The 17,531-nt window shown below is 67.6% G+C and carries 16 protein-coding genes and 4 tRNA genes; 6 read left to right on the plus strand and 14 right to left on the minus strand.

The features are described 5' to 3' along the window. Positions 1–128 precede the first annotated feature (128 nt). On the plus strand, positions 129–1,124 hold the full coding sequence (locus ACZ9GM_RS06345; RefSeq protein ID WP_476037439.1) for a winged helix DNA-binding domain-containing protein: 996 nt from the start codon (positions 129–131) through the stop codon (positions 1,122–1,124). Here the strand turns inward: ACZ9GM_RS06345 and ACZ9GM_RS06350 are convergent. From ACZ9GM_RS06350 to ACZ9GM_RS06385, 8 genes are all read right to left on the minus strand, one after another. Beyond that, complete coding sequence (locus tag ACZ9GM_RS06350; protein ID WP_291473259.1) at positions 1,108–1,932, minus strand: histidine phosphatase family protein; 825 nt, start codon at positions 1,930–1,932, stop codon at positions 1,108–1,110. The genes ACZ9GM_RS06345 and ACZ9GM_RS06350 overlap by 17 nt on opposite strands. 97 nt (positions 1,933–2,029) lie before the next feature. Beyond that, a tRNA-Glu gene (locus ACZ9GM_RS06355) sits at positions 2,030–2,105 on the minus strand. Between the two features lie 35 nt (positions 2,106–2,140). Further along, positions 2,141–2,212 (minus strand) — tRNA-Gln (locus ACZ9GM_RS06360). A 29-nt stretch (positions 2,213–2,241) separates the two neighbouring features. Next, a tRNA-Glu gene (locus ACZ9GM_RS06365) sits at positions 2,242–2,317 on the minus strand. Between the two features lie 33 nt (positions 2,318–2,350). Beyond that, positions 2,351–2,422: transfer RNA gene (locus ACZ9GM_RS06370), tRNA-Gln, on the minus strand. Between the two features lie 122 nt (positions 2,423–2,544). Continuing rightward, on the minus strand, positions 2,545–4,038 hold the full coding sequence (gene gltX, locus ACZ9GM_RS06375) for a glutamate--tRNA ligase (RefSeq protein ID WP_291473260.1): 1,494 nt from the start codon (positions 4,036–4,038) through the stop codon (positions 2,545–2,547). An 11-nt stretch (positions 4,039–4,049) separates the two neighbouring features. Beyond that, on the minus strand, positions 4,050–4,805 hold the full coding sequence (locus ACZ9GM_RS06380; protein ID WP_291473261.1) for a TIM barrel protein: 756 nt from the start codon (positions 4,803–4,805) through the stop codon (positions 4,050–4,052). A gap of 61 nt (positions 4,806–4,866) precedes the next feature. Beyond that, positions 4,867–5,154, minus strand: a complete 288-nt coding sequence (locus tag ACZ9GM_RS06385; RefSeq protein ID WP_291473262.1) for a hypothetical protein — start codon at positions 5,152–5,154, stop codon at positions 4,867–4,869. 60 nt (positions 5,155–5,214) lie between these two features. Between ACZ9GM_RS06385 and ACZ9GM_RS06390 the strand changes: the two genes are divergently transcribed. From ACZ9GM_RS06390 to ACZ9GM_RS06400, 3 genes are read left to right on the plus strand one after another with little or no spacing between them, the layout of a single operon-like run. After that, positions 5,215–5,691 (plus strand): zinc-binding dehydrogenase, encoded by a 477-nt coding sequence (locus ACZ9GM_RS06390; RefSeq protein WP_476037440.1) that lies wholly within the window; start codon positions 5,215–5,217, stop codon positions 5,689–5,691. Between the two features lie 22 nt (positions 5,692–5,713). After that, positions 5,714–6,475, plus strand: coding sequence for an SDR family oxidoreductase (locus tag ACZ9GM_RS06395; RefSeq protein WP_291473264.1), 762 nt, complete (start codon positions 5,714–5,716; stop codon positions 6,473–6,475). 48 nt (positions 6,476–6,523) lie between these two features. Then, positions 6,524–7,666, plus strand: coding sequence for an isochorismate synthase (locus ACZ9GM_RS06400; protein ID WP_291473265.1), 1,143 nt, complete (start codon positions 6,524–6,526; stop codon positions 7,664–7,666). Between the two features lie 365 nt (positions 7,667–8,031). Here ACZ9GM_RS06400 and ACZ9GM_RS06405 read toward each other — a convergent pair whose 3' ends face one another. From ACZ9GM_RS06405 to ACZ9GM_RS06415, 3 genes are all read right to left on the minus strand, one after another. Then, the gene (locus ACZ9GM_RS06405) at positions 8,032–8,838 is read right to left on the minus strand and encodes a fumarylacetoacetate hydrolase family protein (protein WP_291473266.1); all 807 of its coding nucleotides are present in this window, start codon (positions 8,836–8,838) and stop codon (positions 8,032–8,034) included. Positions 8,839–8,945: 107 nt separating this feature from the next. After that, on the minus strand, positions 8,946–9,590 hold the full coding sequence (locus ACZ9GM_RS06410) for an exonuclease domain-containing protein (RefSeq protein ID WP_291473267.1): 645 nt from the start codon (positions 9,588–9,590) through the stop codon (positions 8,946–8,948). Beyond that, a complete protein-coding gene (locus tag ACZ9GM_RS06415; protein ID WP_291473268.1) occupies positions 9,590–11,509 on the minus strand; it encodes a putative nucleotidyltransferase substrate binding domain-containing protein in 1,920 nt (639 codons plus the stop codon). The genes ACZ9GM_RS06410 and ACZ9GM_RS06415 overlap by 1 nt, the downstream gene beginning before the upstream one ends. Before the next feature lie 97 nt (positions 11,510–11,606). Between ACZ9GM_RS06415 and ACZ9GM_RS06420 the strand changes: the two genes are divergently transcribed. Continuing rightward, positions 11,607–12,176 carry a PadR family transcriptional regulator gene (locus ACZ9GM_RS06420; protein ID WP_291473269.1) on the plus strand — a complete coding sequence of 190 codons (570 nt, stop codon included), beginning with the start codon at positions 11,607–11,609 and terminating at the stop codon, positions 12,174–12,176. Beyond that, on the plus strand, positions 12,173–14,260 hold the full coding sequence (locus ACZ9GM_RS06425) for an NADPH-dependent 2,4-dienoyl-CoA reductase (protein WP_291473270.1): 2,088 nt from the start codon (positions 12,173–12,175) through the stop codon (positions 14,258–14,260). The genes ACZ9GM_RS06420 and ACZ9GM_RS06425 overlap by 4 nt, the downstream gene beginning before the upstream one ends. Before the next feature lie 80 nt (positions 14,261–14,340). Here the strand turns inward: ACZ9GM_RS06425 and ACZ9GM_RS06430 are convergent, their stop codons facing one another. From ACZ9GM_RS06430 to ACZ9GM_RS06440, 3 genes are all read right to left on the minus strand, one after another. Next, the gene (locus ACZ9GM_RS06430) at positions 14,341–15,579 is read right to left on the minus strand and encodes an HNH endonuclease signature motif containing protein (RefSeq protein WP_476037441.1); all 1,239 of its coding nucleotides are present in this window, start codon (positions 15,577–15,579) and stop codon (positions 14,341–14,343) included. Positions 15,580–15,787: 208 nt separating this feature from the next. Further along, positions 15,788–16,381 carry a GNAT family N-acetyltransferase gene (locus ACZ9GM_RS06435; RefSeq protein ID WP_476037442.1) on the minus strand — a complete coding sequence of 198 codons (594 nt, stop codon included), beginning with the start codon at positions 16,379–16,381 and terminating at the stop codon, positions 15,788–15,790. A gap of 9 nt (positions 16,382–16,390) precedes the next feature. Further along, positions 16,391–17,443, minus strand: a complete 1,053-nt coding sequence (locus ACZ9GM_RS06440; protein ID WP_476037443.1) for a 3-isopropylmalate dehydrogenase — start codon at positions 17,441–17,443, stop codon at positions 16,391–16,393. Between the last annotated feature and the right edge of the window lie 88 nt (positions 17,444–17,531).

Here is a 17,531-nt window from a genome sequence, read left to right on the forward strand (position 1 = left end):
CGGCATGCGCCGCTCTCTGCAACGCGTTGAACTATATAGGAACGTCGCACAGAACGCCTAATCGACGGCAGAAATACAGTGTGACCTGCTCAGATACTGCGCATCCGACACTGACGTAGCCTCGCGGTATGACCCTTGCCCTGACCGATACCACCGAGCTCCGCGCCCGCCGGCTCATCGCCCAGCTGCTGGCCCCCTCAGCGGCCCGCCCTGAGCCCGGGTCTCTGGCGGAGACGGCGACCTGGCTCACCGCCGTACAGGCCCAGAACGCCGCCGCCGGCCGCGAGGCCCTCGCGCTACGCACCGGGTCGGACTCCCTCTCCCCTGCCGACCTCACCGCGGCCGGTGTCGTGCGCAGCTGGTCCCAGCGCGGCACGCACCACTACCTCCCCGCCCGGGACGTCCGCTGGATCACACTGTTGTGCTCACCGCGTGTCCAACGCGCCTCGGCGAAGCGCCGGGGACAGCTGGGTCTCACCGACGCCGACGTCGAGCTGGGCCGCGCGTCCCTGCTGGACGCCCTCGCCGACGGCACCTCCCTGACCCGGCCCCAGTGCTACGGGGTCTTCCGGGACGCCGGCGTGGATCCCGACGGTGGACGTGGCCCGCACATGCTCCGCCACTTCGGCGGCGAGGGCGACATCATCCAGGGCGTCCCTGCCGGGCGGGAGGAGACCTTTGTGCTCCATGACGTCGCCGTCAGTGATCCCGTCAGGCTCACCGGCCAGGACGCCCTGGGCACCCTGGCCACCCGCTACTTCCACTCCCGAGGTCCGGCGACGGTGAAGGACTTCGCCTGGTGGACCGGAGTGACCGTCACCGACGCGAAGAAGGGCACGGCTCTCGCCGTGGCCTCCGGCTCCGTGACCGAGGCATCCGCGGACGACGGCCGCACGATGTACCTGGCTGACTGGCAGGCGGATGTCACCGCCGCAGAACTGGCGGACGCCGTCTCCCCGGAGCACGCGGACATCTCCCTGCCCGCCTTCGACGAGTATCTCATGGCCTACACGAACCGCTCCGACATCATCACCCCGGACGTCACCGTCGAGGTCGGCCCGACGAAGAACGGCCTGGTCCGTCCCAGCGTCCTGCGGGCAGGCGTGGTCACTGGCCGGCGGTGAGGATCCTCGCCTGCTCTTCCGCCTTCGCCAGCAGCTCCTCGCTGGTGAGGTAGCGGCGCTCGAAGGACTTCCAACCCTGGACGTGCATGTGCCACTCCCCGGTCTCCGGGTCACGACGCGGGTGGGCGAAGCGCACCCACCGGATCTTCGGCTCCACCTCGCCGGTCTCCGGGTTGATGCGCGTGTAGTGCACCACCGAGCAGTTGTGGATGGTCATCGTGGGGTCCTTGTCATTCCTGAGGAACTCCTCGTCGCTCCAGCGTTCCAGCACCAGGCGGGTAGACCACATGAAGTCACCGTGGGAGACCACGAGGACGTTCTGGTTCTCACTCTCCCGGTGCAGGGTGCTCAGCAGGTTGCGCACCCGGTTCTCTGCTACCTCGGCGATCGACTCGCCGGCCGGCGGGGACCAGTACAGCGGGTCCTTCCGCTTGAGCAGTGCATTGTGGGAGTACTGCTCCTCGAAGACCGCCCGTGGCAGCGGGGAGATCTCGCCCCAGGACCGCTCCCGGACCACACGGTTCTCCTCCCAGGACGCGTCCGGGATGCCGAGGGTCGCCGCGGTCTCCCGGGTCCGGACGAACGGCGAGGTGATGCACCGGTCGAAGTCGTCGATGTTCTCCCGGATCCACTGCCCCGCCGTCTTCGCCTGTGCCACCCCGGCTTCGGTGAGGCGCCAGGACCGGTCGGCGACGAGCATCGTCGCCTCGGTGAAGAGTCGCTGGTCACCTGCCTTGTCGCGCTTCTGGATGACATTGGCCTCGCTCTGTCCGTGCCGGACGAGGACCAGATTCCTGGGCATGGTCATGCGCCCCAGAATAGACCGATCGAACCGGAGGCGTCGCACGCAGAAAGTCCCGTTCCATTCTGTCCGGGGACAGTATGGGAACGGGACTTTCTTCAAGTGGTACTCCGTACGGGATTTGAACCCGTGTTACCGGCGTGAGAGGCCAGCGTCCTAGGCCGCTAGACGAACGGAGCATATACAGTTGAAATACCGCGAAAAAGTATTTCCGCTGGCCTACCAGGACTCGAACCTAGAACGACGGTACCAGAAACCGCTGTGTTGCCAATTACACCATAGGCCAAAAACAAGGCACTCTCGCGAAAGAATGCGTGGTACTCCGTACGGGATTTGAACCCGTGTTACCGGCGTGAGAGGCCAGCGTCCTAGGCCGCTAGACGAACGGAGCATTGAAAAGTAGAAGGAGATTCCAGCTTTTCAGCTGGCCTACCAGGACTCGAACCTAGAACGACGGTACCAGAAACCGCTGTGTTGCCAATTACACCATAGGCCAATCATTACGACGGTGAAGAAGACTCCGTGAAACGGTGCCCCCTGCCGTGCAACGGGGACTACTGTAGCCCGCGCCCCTACAGGGCGCAAACCTGCAGGTAGTTCCTGTCCTCTGCCGGTTCCCTACTGCTCAGGCGCCACGAAGGGAGTGACGGCCCGGGCCGCACGCAGCCGCGCGAGGGTGGACTCACGGCCCAGCAGCTCCATGGACTCGAACAGCGGCGGGGAAACCTGCTCGCCGGTCACGGCGACACGCAGTGCACCGTAGGCCTTACGAGGCTTGAGCTCCATGCTCTCGATGAGCCGACCACCGACCTTCGCCTCGATGGTCGCGGTGACGAACTCGCCCTCGCCCAGTGCCTCAAGCTCCTCGATGGTGGCGTCGAGCACCTCGACGGCGTCCTCCTTGAGATTCTTCTTGGCGGCCTTGGGATCAAGCTCCAGGTCGGCGTCCGCGGTGACGAGGAAGCGCAGCAGACCGTCGGCGTCGCCGAGCATCTTGATGCGGGTCTGGACCAGGTCGGCGGCGAAGGTGAACTTCTCGGCCGGGTAGTCCGCCGGGAAACCCTTGTACTCCTCCAGGTAGCTGCGCAGACGGGCCGCGAAGTCCGCCGGCTCCAGCAGCCGGATGTGGTCGGCGTTGATCGCCTCGAGCTTCTTCTGGTCGAAGCGGGCCGGGTTCGGCTTCACATCGGCGACGTCGAAGTTCGCGATGAGGTCGTCGACGCTGAAGATGTCCTGGTCGGCGGACAGTGACCAGCCCAGCAGGGACAGGTAGTTGATCATGCCCTCGGGGATGATGCCGGCGTCCCGGTGGTTGAAGAGGTTGGACTCCGGGTCGCGCTTCGACAGCTTCTTGTTGCCCTCACCCATGACGAACGGCAGGTGGCCGAACTCCGGAGTGAACTTCGCGACGCCGATGCGCTCCAGCGCCTCGTAGAGGGCGAGCTGGCGCGGGGTCGACGGCAGCAGGTCCTCACCGCGCAGCACATGGGTGATCTGCATGAGCGCGTCATCGACCGGGTTGACCAGGGTGTACAGTGGAGCACCGTTGGAACGTGCGACGACGAAGTCAGGCACGTTCGCGGCCTCGACGCTGACCTCACCACGGACCAGGTCATTCCAGGTCCAGGTCTTCTGCGGCATCCGCAGCCGCCACACGGGCTTGCGTCCCTCAGCCTCGAAAGCGGCGATCTGGCCGTCGGTCAGCTCGCGATCGTAGTTGTCGTAGCCGAGCTTGGGGTCGCGGCCGGCGGCCTTGTGTCGCTCCTCGACCTCCTCCGCGGTGGAGTAGGCAGGGTAGACCTCTCCGGCGTCCTTGAGCTTCTGCAGGACATCGGCGTAGATATCCATACGCTGCGACTGGCGGTACGGGGCGAACGGGCCGCCGACCGGGTCCACACCCTCGTCCCAGCTCATCCCGAGCCAGCTCAGCGAGTCGACGATGGCCTGGTAGGACTCCTCGGAGTCGCGGGCGGCGTCGGTGTCCTCGATGCGGAAGACCAGCTTGCCGCCGGTGTGGCGGGCGTAGGCCCAGTTGAACAGTGCGGTGCGCACCATGCCGACGTGCGGGGTCCCGGTCGGCGACGGGCAGAAACGGACGCGAATGTCACTCATAACCGTCTATTTCACCACATCCACTCCCCCGCGACCTCGCCGGTGTAGCCCACCGCCTCCAGATCACACAGCCAGGCATCCAGCGGCAGAACCCCGCTCTCAGGCACGCAGCGCCCGGGGTCGTCGGCGAGTTGGACATGGGCCGGCAGCTGCCCGTTCCAGCGCAGGCCCTCCAGCCAGTCGGTGATCCCCTTGTCCCCGACGGTTCCCGCGAGGTGCCACAGATCGGCGAGCAGGCCGGTGCCCGGGGTGGAGTCGATGATCTCGTGGGCGTCAGCGATGGTCTGCACGGGGTAGTCGGTGGGCCCGGGTTCCGGGCTGCGGCTGGGTTCGATGAGGACGGTCCCCAGGTGTCGCCCGATCACGGACTCTGCGACGGCGGCGATCCGTTCGCGCTGGGTGTCGGTGATCTGCCGTCCGTCGCGGCCGACGAGGAGATTGAACAGTTCCGCACCCGTCTTGCCCGCGAGGCGCGCGTGCGCCTCCAGGTGGCGCCGGCTCAGCGGTTCCCGGTGAAGGACGCCGCGCTCCCCGAAGTCCAGGTCCCCTGCCCAGAAGTTCAGGGCGACGAGGGTGAGTTCCCGCCGTTTCAGTTCCTCGACGAGGTCGTCGACCTGGGTGTCGGTGGGTTCGGGCGTGGTCCAGGGCCACCACAGTTCGATCCGGTCGATGCCGAGGGCACGGGCCCGGTCGAAGTCGGGGTCGCCGGGCGGTCGGCCGATGGAGCAGTTGATCGCGGTGCAGTACGCGTCCGGGGCGAGTTTCACCTCACCCAGTGTGGCACTGTCGCGCCGGCTACTCCGTCAGACCCTGAAACTGAATCTTCTTTCAATCATCGAGGAGTGCTTCCACGTACACCACCACCGTCCACGGTGCCCACGACGTCCGTTTCGACAAGCTCACCCCGGCCTCCCCCGGTTCCGGCGAGGTCCGGATCCGCCCCGCCTTCAACGGCATCTGCGGCTCGGGCATCCACCTCATCGACGATCCGGAGACCTCCGGCTGCATCCTGCAGCTCAGCGCGCTGGTGGAGCCGATGGCCGTGGCATGGCACGCGGTCCGCCTCGCCGAGGTCACCCCGGAGGACGCCGTGGTCATCGCCGGTGCCGGCCCCATCGGACTGGGGCTGTTTCTCGCATTGCGGGCACAGGGCGGGCACAGGGGGGGGTGGAGAACGTGGTCCTCTCCGAACCCTCGGCGGAGCGTCAGGAGGCCGCCGCAGCGCTCGGTGCACAGGTCGTCGACGCCACCGCACCCGATTCCTCGGCGCAGGTGCGGGCACTCGTCAGCCCGGAGCGTCCGACCGTCGGATTCGATGCCGCCGGGTCCGCGGCAGCCTTCACCGCCGTACTGCGCCTGCTGGGCCTGCTGGGCCTGCTGGGCCTGCTGGGCCTGCTGGGCCGGATGGTGGTCGTGGCGATCCACACCCGTGAGTTCCCCTTCAACCCGACGATGGTGCTGCTCGCCCGGGAGCGGTCGGTTTTGCACAGCTACGCCTGTCCGGCGGCCGACTTCCGCGAGGTCATCGACGCGATGGCGCAGGGCCACTACCCCACCACCGGTTGGGTCGTGACGCGTCCGGCCCGTGAACTGGAGGACGATGTCGAGGAGCTCAAGGACGGTCGGGGCACCAAAGTGCCGCTGGAGATCTGACCCCTCCCGTACCATCGGCCTCATGAGGTCCCTGAACACTCCCGCGTCCGGCATCTCCCGCGTCGCCGTGGTCACCGGCGCCGGCGGTGGCCTGGGCCGTGCCTTCTCCACCGCCCTGGCCCGTGACGGCTGGACCGTCGCCGCCCTGGGCCGCACCCTGTCCTCACTCAGCGAGACAGTGACCGCCTGTGCGTCCGCCAGTGCCGCCGCCGACAGTCCCCGGCCACACTCCGCGGTGGTCTGCGACGTCACCGACGAGGCCTCGGTCACCGAGGCGGTCCGTACCGTCACCGGCCGCTACGGCCGGCTCGACCTGCTGGTCAACAACGCCGGCACGCCCGGCCCCACCGGCCGCATCGACGGGGTGGACGCGGCGACCTTCGAACACACCCTGCGTACCAACACCCTCGGCACCTTCCTGTGCACCCGGGAGGTCTTCGCCTGGATGGCGTCCCACGGCGGGGGCCGGATCATCAACAACGGGTCCATCGCCGCCCATGCCCCGCGCGCCGGAGTCGCCGCCTATGCCGCGTCGAAGGCCGCCGTGGCGTCCCTCACCGTCTCCACCGCGCTCGACGGCCGTGACGTCGGGATCACCGCCACCGAACTGGATATCGGCAACGCCCGTACGGAGCTGCTGTCCACCTTCAGCTCCACCGAGCCGATGTTCGACGCCACCGAGGCGGCCCGGCTGCTCGTCACCGTCGCAGACCTGCCGGCGGATGTCAGCGTGGACACGGTGACCGTCACCGCGACGGGGATGCCCTATCTGGGGCGAGGATAGCGACGACGTGATTTCTGTCACCCGTGACCGCTGGGTACGGTTGTCTGCGTGACCTACCTCGACCGCCCCGCGACCGCCCCGGACTTCCTGTTGTCGCGCTCCTCCGGAAGCCTGCGCACGCGCGGGTCCCGGGCGAACTGGCCGGATCCGTTCGAGGCCGCGACCGCACTGCGCAACGGGGACGCCGGGCTCATCGTCGGCGCGGTCCCCTTCGACACCGCCAACCGGGCGGCACTGACCGTCCCGGAGGTCATCACCGAATCCGAGGGGCCGCTGGAGCCGCCGGCGCACTACCGCGGTCTGGACGCCGGACAGAAGGCCGAGGTCCTCTCGGTGACCCCGCTGACCACCAGCGAGGAGCACCAGACCACGGCGGCGGCGGCGATCGCCACGATCCAGAACTCGACCCTGGAGAAGGTGGTGCTGGCCCGCGCGGTCGACGTCGAGTTCGCCGAGGAGGTCGACCCGCTGCTCATCGCGGCCCGGATGATCGACCTCTCCGCCCGCCGGGACGGCTTCGCCGTGGACCTGGGCGCGACCGGACGCCACGACGACAAGGACACCATGCTCGTGGGCTCCTCCCCCGAACTGCTGATCCGACGCCGCGGCACCACCGTGGAGGCCCTGCCTCTGGCGGGCTCGGCGGCGCGACTGCGTGACCGGGACGCCGATGTGACGGTCGGCCGGATGCTCCAGGACTCGGTCAAGGACCTCTCAGAGCATCGCTGGGTCACCGACCACTATGAACGGGTCCTGTCCCCGGTCTGCACGGAGCTGTCGGTCCCGGACCGCCCGGAGCTGATCCAGACCAACGAGATGTGGCACCTGGGCACACGGATCCAGGGCACGGTGCCGGAGGACGGCCCCTCCGCCCTGGATCTGGCTCTCATGCTGCACCCCACCCCAGCGGTCGGCGGGTACCCCACCCATGAGGCCCTCGGGATCATCGACGAGGTCGAGGAGCCGCGGGACTTCTACGCCGGTTTCGTCGGCTGGTGCCGCGACAACGGTGACGGCGAGTACATGGTCTCCATCCGCTGTGCCGAGGTCGCCGGAGCCGGTGCCCGGGCATGGGCCGGTGGCGGGATCGTGGCGAACTCCTCGGCGTCCGCCGAAGCCGCGGAGACCACCGCGAAGCTCCAGACCGCTCTGCGGGCCCTCAATGTGCCGGCAGCACTGCGCGCGGTGTAGAAGTCCCCCGGAAACCTCTGTATCCAGCCTTGTGACTTGACCAGCAGTTGCGTAATCGACGTTCCGGAACAGCGGCCAGAAACATGGTCGGAAGGCGTCACAGACGCCGGACCGGTCGACGATCGGTCGACCACCAGACACCTGCTGACAAGGACACATCCATGAAGCTCCGTTAGAGCATCCTCTCCCTCGGATCCTCCGCGTGAACCGACAACCCGTTCGACACCATCGCGAGCATCTCCACCGTCATCGGCCTGGGCAACGCGCTCAACATCCAGCTGCCGAAGCTCCCCTGATCCGGCAGTGACGACGGACGCCCCGACCTCCCGGTGGAGGTCGGGGCGTCCTTCTGTGCGCCGGTAGCTCTAGTAGCGCTCGATGGGGTTGACCAGGTGGCCGAGACCGGGGATCTCGACATCGATCGAGTCACCGGGGACCATCTCGGCGGTACCGGCCGGGGAACCGGTGCAGATGACATCGCCGGGCAGCAGGGTGAACGCGGAGGACACCCACTCGACAATCTCCGGGATGGACTTGATCATCTGGTCGGAGTTCGAGTTCTGCTTGGTCTCGGTGGCACCGTCGTGGGTGAGATGCGCCTTGATCGGCAGGTTGTCGAGCTCGGCGAAGTCCAGGTCGGTCTCGATCCACGGGCCCAGCGGACAGAAGGAGTCCAGGCCCTTGGCACGAGCCCACTGGCCGTCAGCGAACTGCAGGTCGCGGGAGGACACGTCATTGACGATGGTGAAGCCGAGGACGACGGACTTCCAGTCGTCGCGCTTGACGTCCTTGCAGGGCTTGCCGATGACGATGGCGAGCTCGCCCTCGAACTCGACGCGGGTGGCCCACTCCGGGATACGGATCGGGGCCTGCGGACCGACGACGGCTGTCGGGGGCTTGATGAAGATCGTCGGGGGAAGGTGCTCCGCGGACTTCTTGAAGACCTCCTTGACGTGGTCGGCGTAGTTACGGCCGACGGCGACAACCTTGGAGGGGAGGATGGGGGCGAGCAGCCGGACATCCTCGAACGGCCAGCTGCGGCCGGTGAACTCGGGCTCGCCGAAGGGATGACCCGCGATCTCGCGGCAGGTCGCACCTGTGCCGTCCGGCTGGCCCCCTTCCACGACTGCGAAGGCCATGCCTTCGGGGTGTGCAATTCGGGAGATACGCATGTCTTGACACCCTACAGAGAGTGTCCTGGGTGTCACCCACCCACCGCCCCTGATCCGGCATTAATGGACGAAAATGCCCATATCGTGGGAAGTTCGGGTGAGGAATGTCACACCTGAGTGGAACGTAGCGTGGTGAACTTCCGAGCCCCCTCCCCGCCCGCCGTCAGCGCGAGGTAGAGCTCAGCGCACGCCAGCGCGTCGGTGACCGCCCGGTGGTTGCCGTAGTACGGTAGTCCGTAGCGCGACCGTACCCGGGGCAGCCGCAGGTCCTCACCGCGCGGGTAGGTGCCCATCCGCTCCATGTGGCGTCGCTCCAGGTCCAGGGTGTCCACCACCGGCACCTCGAACCGCAGCCCGAGTTCCTGCCGGCACACCGCGTCGAGGAACCCGGTCTCCATCACCGCGAAATGGGCCAGCAGCGCCCGCCCCTCGACCGCCTCGAGAAGTTGCCCGAGCGCCTCACCGGCCGGGATGCCGGCCGCCACCGCATCATCGGTGAGGCCGTGCAGGGTCACGGACGTGCCCACACCTGTGTCATCGTCGACCGTGTCGCGCAGGATCACCTCCCGTGCACCGGACAGGTCGATCACCCTGCCATCGAGCGGCACCCACCCGATGGACAGCAGCCGGTCCTTCTTCGGGTCCAGCCCGGTGGTCTCCACATCGACCGCGAGCAACGGCAGCGTCCCCAACGGGGTGTCCGGGGCCGGTGGGGACAGGTCGACGCGGCGCCGGCGCCGCAGAAACCCCATCACGTGCTCCGGACCGGGTAGGCGGTGGTCAGGGCGGACTGGATGGACTTGATGATGCCGAAGGCGTCGCGCAGGTTCTCCCGTTCCAGCCGCCCCAGCGCATCCGGGACGACGGCGTAGTCGGTGGTCTCCCCGGCGCGCAGCTGCCGCGCCTGATGACGCAGCGCCAGGCCGGTCAGCACCCCGAAGGCGTCGGTGAGGTCGCGGGCCCCCTTCGCGGAGACGACGCCTGCCTGTGCGGCTGCGGCGAGGCGCTGGCCGGTCCCCACCACCGGTGCCCCGGCGACGAGGGCGTACAGCCGCGCAATCTGGACGATGGCGGCGATCCCGCCCTTCTTCACGTCGAGGGTGTTGGCGTAGTCGCCACCCCGGCGAACCACCAGGCCACGGAAGACCCCAAGTGGCGGTTCCCGGCGCACCGCCAGCGCCGCGAGCTGGGCATGCAGGCGTCCGGAGCTTTTGGCCGAGGCGACCGCGGCACGGTGGACCTGCTCGACGAGCTCACGGGAACCGTGGACGACACGCATGTCGAAGAAGGTCTGGGCATAGAGCAGCGCGTCCGGGTCCGGCGCCGTCACCCAGGTGTGGAAGATGTCCGCCCACTGCCCCACCGTCATCCGCCATGCCGGATTGGAGGCCATCATGTCCCCGGGGCAGTACACCTGACCGGCCGCGGCCAGCCCGTCGCACACCATGGCCGACAGGGCGGCGAAGTACCCACTGTGGGCGTCCTCGTCGTAGTCATCGGAGAGCACCAGGCAGTTGTCCTGGTCGGAGGCGAAACCGGCGGCACGACGGCCCTGTGACCCCACCACGGCGAAACCGTAGGGCACCGGCGGCGGGCCGAGCTCCTCCTCGGCGAGCGTGAGCAGCCGGCGGGCCAGGGAGTCCAGGCCGACGGTGAGCAGCTCACTGACCTCCTCCGGCGACGCGCCGCGCTCGATGAACCCGGCGGCCATCGTCGCGGCGTCGTCGACGATGCGTTTCATCTGCTCGTCGGTGCTGGCCTTGGCCAGGTCAGCCGTGAGGTAGATCGGGTCATTGCGCATGGTGCGCATGACGTCGGACGCAGCGAGAATGCCGACCAGCACACCGCCCTGCGAGGCATCGGTGACCGGCAGGTGATGAATGTGCAGGTCGCTCATCCGCAGCATCGCCTCGAAGACGGTGCCCTCCGGTTCGACGGACACCGGGTCAGGCGTCATGATCTGACGGACCGGGACGCCGGCGTCCACCCCGGCGGCGAGAACACGGTTACGCAGGTCCCGGTCGGTGATGATGCCCACGAGGCGGCGTCCTTCCGCTGCACTGTCCACCACCGGCAGGCAGGAGACCCGCTGCTCCCCCATCAGCGCGGCGGCTTCCGCGACAGCCACCGACGCGTCGACGGTGACCAGGTCCCGACAGTGGTGCTCCATGTCGGCGACGGTACGACGCAGGACGTCGGTGCCGGCGCGCTGGCGGAGGCGGTCGGCATCCGCACGGATACGCACCGAGAGCCCCGCGTAGTAGCGGGCGACATCGGGATTGCGGCCGACGAGTTCGAGCAGGTCCGCGCCGGGCAGGGTCAGCAGGAGACTGTCCTCGACGGCGACCATCGTGTAGTACGACGGGCCGTGCGTATCAGGGGCGGCGAGGTAGTCCCCTCTCACCCCGGGCAGCATCGCCGAATAGCCGAAGGAATCACCGGTGCCTCGTCGATCGAGCAGGACCCCGGAGTCATCGGTGACGTCCACCGCGCCGGAGCGGACGATGAACAGATGGTCGTTGTCGTTGCCTGAGGTGATGACCGTGTCGCCGCGCCGGACATAGGTCATCGTCATCTTCGCCGGCAGCGCGTCGAGGTCAGCCTCCGGCAGGTGGGCGAAGGGCTCCTGTTCTGCGAGGAAGCGGCGGATTTCATCGAGTTCCACACTCATGGGCTCACAGTACGTTGCAGACTGAACGTGCACCCCCGCACCGGGGTATAGGCAACGAGTTGCACATAATCATGTGATGGCGGTTACACTGCCTGCCATGGCGTTGGACCACGCGATCATGATCTCCCTGGCGGAACGACCCGGCACCGGCTACGAGCTGAGCCGGCAGTTCTCCACGTCCCTCGGCCACTTCTGGCCGGCGACCCGCCAGCAGATCTACCGCACCCTGTCCCGCCTGCATGACCGTGGCCTGGTGACCTGTGAAGACGTCCCCCAGCAGGGCCGTCCGGACAAGAGGGTCTACACCCTCTCCCCCGCCGGGGAGGACGCCCTGGCGTCCTGGATCGCCGAGCCCTCCCCCGTCCCCACCCTGCGGGACAGCCTGGGTGTGAAACTGCGCGGCGCCGAACACGGCGACCTGGCTGACGTCCTGACCGACGTCCGGCACCACCGCGCCGTCCACGCCGAACGACTGGCCCTGTACCGCGGCTACGCGGTCACCCAGTTCCCCGAGGCCGCGTCCGGACCCACGGCCCTGACCGGCCGACGACTGCACCAGTACCTCGTCCTGCGCGGCGGCATCCGCATGGAGGAAGGATTCGTCGCCTGGTGCGACGAGGTACTCGAGACCCTGACTCCCTCTGACTACCGAGAAGAGCTGACATGACTGACACCACTGCCCCCTTCCCGAACCTGTTCCGTCCCCTGGACATCGGCGGTATCACCCTGCCCAACCGCTCGGTCATGGGCTCGATGCACACCGGCATGGAGGAGCGCATCTGGCACGCCGACGAGCTCGGCGAGTTCTACGCGGAACGCGCCCGTGGTGGCGTGGGCCTCATCATCACCGGTGGCATCACCCCGACCCGCTCCGGCGACCTCATGCCGCTGGGCGGACGCATGGCGACCCCGCTGTCGGTCCTCCACCACCGCCGGATCACCTCCAAGGTCCACGAGGCCGGCGGACTGATCGCCATGCAGATCCTCCACGCCGGACGCTACGGCGTGACCCCGTTCAAGGCCGCGCCTGGTTCCGAGCCCTCGCCGATCCACCCCTTCAAGCACATCCGGATGACCGACCGCATGATCCGGTACACCATCCGCTCCTACGGTCGGGCGGCACGACTGGCGCGCAAGGCCGGGTACGACGCCGTGGAAATCATGGGCGGCGAGGGCTACCTGATCAACCAGTTCCTGTGCCCGCACACCAACGACCGCACCGACCGGTGGGGTGGGTCGACCGTCAACCGGCAGCGGTTCCTCGTCGAGGTCATCGATGAGATCCGACGCCAGGTCCCGCGCGATTTCCCGGTCATTCTGCGCCAGTCCGTCGCCGACTTCGTCAAGGACGGCCAGACCTTCGACGAGATCGCCCTGCTCGCCAAGCGTGCCGAGCGCCACGGGGTGGACGCCATCAACACCGACATCGGCTGGCACGAGGCGAAGGTACCGACCATCGTCACCTCGGTGCCGCGTGGTGCCTTCGTGAAGTTCACCGAGCGACTGGCCGACGTGGTGAAGATCCCGCTCATCGCCTCGAACCGGATCAACACCCCGGAGGTCGCCGAGGACATTCTCACCGACCGCCGGGTGGACGCCGTCTCGATGGCCCGACCTTTCCTCGCCGATCCGGCGTTCATGAACAAGGCTTCGCAGGGCAGGTCCGAGGAGATCAACACCTGCATCGGCTGCAACCAGGCCTGCCTCGACCACGCCTTCGTCGGCAAGAAGGTCACCTGCCTGGTGAACCCCCGGGCCGGTCGGGAGACGAAGCTGGTGCTCTCCCCCACCCGGTCGGCGAAGAAGGTCGCGGTCATCGGTGCGGGCCCGGCGGGCCTGTCGGCGGCGGTCTCTGCAGCGGAGAAGGGCCACAAGGTGACCCTGTTCGAGTCCCGTGACCATGTCGGCGGTCAGTTCGCCATAGCTGCCCGGATCCCCGGCAAGGAGGAGTTCCATGACTCCATCCGCTACTTCCGGACGCAGCTGGCGGTCCGTGGTGTGGATGTCCGGCTGAACACCCGGGCATCGGCGGAGGATCTGGTGGCCGGCGGTTTCGACGATGTCATCCTGGCCACCGGTGTGACGCCGCGCATCCCACAGATCGACGGGATCGACCACCCCTCGGTGATGACCTACGCCCAGGCCGTACTCGGCGAGCGCGAGATCGGCCACCGGGTCGCCGTGCTAGGGGCCGGCGGTATCGGCTTCGATGTCTCCGAGTTCCTCACCACCCCGACCGGCGAGGATTCCCCGACGCTCAACCTCAAGGAGTGGGAGCAGGAGTGGGGTGTGACCGAAGATCTTGAGACCCCCGGTTTCCTCACGAAGCCGCGTCCGGAAGCTCCACTGCGCAAGGTGTACATGATCCAGCGCAAGGCGTCCCGCCAGGGTAAGTCGCTGGGCAAGACCTCCGGCTGGGTACACAAGGCCTCGGTGAGGGGGAAGAAGGTCGAGCAGATCAGCGGTGCGACGTACGAGAAGATCGACGACGCCGGCCTGCACCTAGCCTTCTACGAGGAGACGAAGGACAGGAAGGGCAGGGTCATCTCGAAGGAGCTCAAGGAGCGCCGCGTCATCGAGGTCGACAATATCGTGCTGTGCACCGGCCAGGAGTCGGTGAAGGAGCTCGCGGAGCCGCTGAAGGCTGCCGGCATCGACGTCACCATCGTGGGTGGCGCTGACCTGGCTGCCGAACTGGACGCCAAGCGTGCGATCCGCCAGGGCACGGAGGCTGCGGCGAAGATCGCGTAATCGCGCAGCCGTAGCCCGGTCGTCCCCGTCTGTCATGGCGGCAGGGACGCCGGGTCTTTCCGTATGTGGAAGGGCACAGGTCAGGGTTCGGGGCCTGCTCTGGCCGGGGACAGGGGACCGTCAGCCTCGGTCACCGCGATGACACCTGCCGGGCCGGTCCAGATCACCGTCACCCCACCATCGGTGGTCTCCGCCGCCCACAGTCCCGCAGTTTTCAGGGCATGATGCAGCCGGCACAGGCACATCCCGTTGATCACGGCCGTCGGACCGTCCGAGTCCGGACTGGTGTGCCACGAGTTGACGATATGGTCGTGCTCGCACCGGTCGGCGGGAATGTCACAGCCCGGGAACCGGCAGTGCCCGTCCCGGCCCTCCATCGCCGCACGCTGCATGGTGGGGAACCGGTAGGACTCACTCTCCTCGGCGAGGATCTCGGCCTGGTTCGGCAGGTTGCGGACATAGTCAGCCACCGACTCCAGCATCTCGGCGGTCACCTCGGAGATGTAACCGACCTTCGGGACAAACGCGCCACCGACACCGGTGACGCCGTCGACGGTGGTGCGGTACAGGTTGACCACCGTGCGCATCGCCTCCGGGGTGTCCCCGAGCTGATCGAGCAGCACACGTGCCCGGCACTGCGCCATCGAGGGCACGGCGGCACTGAAGTCGCTGAGGTCGCTGAGGTCGCTTTCGGTACCGTCCTGATCCTCAGCCGCCTTGCGTGCCGCCCGCAGCAGTTCCAGGGCCTTGTCACCGACAGCACCCCACACGGCGGTGGCGGTGGTCTCCGACCCGCAGTCCAGCACCAGTTTCGTGCCTCGCTTGGTCAGCCGCTGGGTGTCCTGCTCGGCCAGTTCGGTGGCTGCGACCAGGCCGGCGGCCACAGTGGCGAGGGTTTCCTGGACGACCAGGGCGAAGGCCTCCAGTCCGACGGGGCAGTTCGCTTCCATCCAGTCGGTCAGTGCTGCGGCGACCGCGGTGTCGATGACCGGGCCCAGCCGGCGCGCTTCTGTCCGGGTCAGTGTGGTGAGATGACGGTTGATCTGGGACCAGACGGTGTCGAGGTGGTCGACGGTGATCCGCCCGTCGGCGCCGAGCAGGTCGAACAACTCCGGCATCCGTGCGGCGAGTTCGGCAGCGTGTGCGTATCGGTAGGCTTCTGCCCGCGTCCTGCCGCGTAGCGCGAGGACGGTGGACAGGCGCAGGTCTTCGTCGATGGTCAACAGCCAGGTCACGAGATCGAACTCGGCGTGGTTGACCGCCTGGACGAGGTCGCGGGCAGGGTGTTCGGCATCCAGTGGCAGCAGTGCGGTGGTCATGTTCCCTCCCTCGCAGCGTCCGGATCATCATCGACCGACAGTTTGATCACTACCCGAAAGTATATCCGAGCCATCGGACAGTGTCAACCACACGTTCGAATCTGTGGAATATCGGCGGCATAGTGTGCACGACGCGGGATCTGCTCCCACCACTCCTGTCAGCGAGCCCAGCTACGGAAAAGCCCGGGTGAGCTCGCCAGAACCGCCATTAGACCCCGTACCCCAGCCGGAACCTCAGGGATGCCCGGACCTGCGGCCACTCGGCGGGGACGATCGAGTAGACGCAGGTGTCCCGCAGCGACCCGTCGGGGGTGCGGGCGTGTTGACGGAGAACCCCGTCAAGTTTTGCGCCGAGCTTCTCGATGGCTGCCCGGGACTGCCGGTTCATCCACGAGGTGCGGAACTCCACCGCCGCACAGTCCCACACCTCGAAGGCATGGGTGAGCAGCAGCAACTTGGACTCGGCATTGGTGCCGGAGCCCTGCGCACTCTTCGCGTTCCAGGTGGACCCGATCTCCACCCGAGGCAGGGACCCGTCGATGTTCATGTACGTCGTCATGCCGATGACCCGGCCGCTGCGCAGGTCGCGGGTGGCGAAAGGGATCATCGAGCCGGCGTCCTGCAGGGCGAGACGACGGTCGATCTCCGCCGTCATGCCGTCCGGGCCGGGAACGGGCGTGTACCAGAGCTTCCAGAGCTCGCCGTCCTTCGTCGCCTCGACCAGGTCGGCGGTGTGGTCGTGACTGAGCGGCTCGAGACGGACGATCTCACCGGTGAGGGTGACGGGCGACAGCGTGGTCATCGGAAAGGCCTACGCAGTCACAGCCGCAGCGACCCGGTCGCCGACCTCGGCGGTACGGATCTGCGAGGCGTCGCGCGAACCTGCCTCGGCCAGCACCGCGGCCTCGATCTTCTCGGCCTGGGCGATACGGAGGTCGGCGTCCTGCCCCTCGTCGCCGGCGAGGTGACGCAGCAGCAGTGCGGCCGACAGAATCGCCGCGCACGGGTCGGCGATACCCTGACCCGCGATATCCGGCGCGGAACCGTGGACCGGCTCGAACATGGACGGACTCTTCCGGGACGGGTCGATGTTGCCGGACGCCGCCAGGCCGATACCACCGGTGACCGCACCGGCGAGGTCGGTGAGGATGTCGCCGAAGAGGTTGTCGGTGACGATGACATCGAATCGGCCCGGGTCGGTCACCATGTAGATGGTCGCGGCGTCGATGTGGCAGTAGTCCACCGTGACCTGCGGGTACCCGGCACCGATGGTGTCAATCGCGCGAGACCACAGCCCACCGGCACTGACCAGCACATTGGTTTTGTGGACCAGGGTCAGCTTCCCGCTGCGGGAGGACGCCCGCTCGAAGGCGTCACGCACGACGCGCTCCACGCCGTACCAGGTGTTCTGACTGACCTCGCTGGCGACCTCGTGGTCGGTACCCTCACGGAGCGTGCCGCCGTTACCGCAGTACAGACCCTCGGTACCCTCGCGCACGACGACGAAGTCGATCTCGCCGGGGTTCGCCAGCGGCGAGGAGGAACCCGGGTAGAGCTTGGCGGGACGCAGGTTCACCGCGTGGTCCAGCTTGAAGCGCAGCGGCAGCAGCAGGCCGCGCTCGAGGATACCGGCAGGCACGGAGCGGGGATCTCCGATGGCGCCGAGCAGGATCGCGTCATGCTCCCTGAGGGACGCCAGGTCAGCGTCGGTGAGCAGCTCGCCGTTGCGGAGGTAGCGGCGGGCACCGAGGTCGTAGTCGGTGGTGTCGATGGCCTCGTCGCCGGTCACGGCATCGAGGACCTTGAGCGCCTCGGCGGTGACTTCGGTTCCGATTCCGTCTCCGGCGATAACGGCGAGTTTCATTCCGTGGGCTCCTTAGCGTCAATCCGTCTCACATCGTTGGAAAGTGCAGCCAGAATACCATGCCTCCCCCACCGTCAGCCCATGGCGG

It is taken from the genome of Corynebacterium sp. UD i78 (assembly GCF_056280545.1).